Origin of the sequence: Roseiconus lacunae (genome assembly GCF_008312935.1) — a bacterium.
GTDB classification, from domain to species: domain Bacteria; phylum Planctomycetota; class Planctomycetia; order Pirellulales; family Pirellulaceae; genus Stieleria; species Stieleria lacunae.
In genome coordinates, this window is sequence record NZ_VSZO01000066.1 from 1 (window position 1) to 880 (window position 880).

Below are 880 nucleotides of genomic sequence, written 5' to 3' on the forward strand. Positions count from 1 at the left end.
CCTTCGACCGATCCGGTATCAACATCGGTAATGCGGTCGCCTCCGGCGGAAGCGATGATCGACGCGACCGAGTCACCGGCGTTGTTGGTGTCATCTTCGCTGATCGTCGTCAATGTCATCGTGCCGGAGTTGTCCAGCACCGGTGCGTCGTTGACGTTTGTAATGCCGAGCGTGAACGTTCCACTAGACGACGCGCCAGTACCGTCATCGACGGTGAAGTTAAACGAGTCAGACGAAGCTTCCGATCCGTCGTGAGCGTAAGTGATCAGATTGGCATCGATGTCGGCTTGGGTGAACGTGTCGGTCGCAGCCAAGGCCACTCCGTTTCGGTACAGCGTTCCTGACGAAGGGATCGAATCGACGGTGTAAACGAGTTGGCTACTGCTGTGATCGGCGTCCGTTGTGCGAAGCTGTGTATTGGAGATCACGTTTCCGCTGGAACCTTCCACGACGGTGGCCCCGGTATTGGTCGCGATGACTTGTTCGTCATTGATGTCCGTGACGGTGATGGAAACCGCTTCGGTAGCGGTACTAAACGCGGTGGTGCCTCCGTTGGTACTGGCATCGACTTTCGCGCCGGCGGATCCTGTGGTCTGATCCCAGGCGCGGAAGGTAAAGTCGGGGGACGTTCCGTTCGCTCCGTTGGGTTCAAATCGCACCAAGTCGGTACTGCGCAGCAGTAGCGCGGCGTTGTCGCTGACGGCACCAAAGTCGGACCATGTGGACCCTCCGTTGGTGGAGTATTGCCAGGTTCCGTTTCCGTTGTCTTGATGGGTGATCGCGATACCTTCGACCGATCCGGTATCAACATCGGTAATGCGGTCGCCTCCGGCGGAAGCGATGATCGACGCGACCGAGTCACCGGCGTTGTTGGTGTCAT

The 880-nt window shown here is 58.2% G+C and carries 1 protein-coding gene; it reads right to left on the minus strand.

The features are described from left to right. Positions 1 to 880, minus strand: an 880-nt coding sequence (locus FYC48_RS25305; RefSeq protein WP_200836703.1) for a cadherin-like domain-containing protein, incomplete at both ends; no start/stop codon positions are given.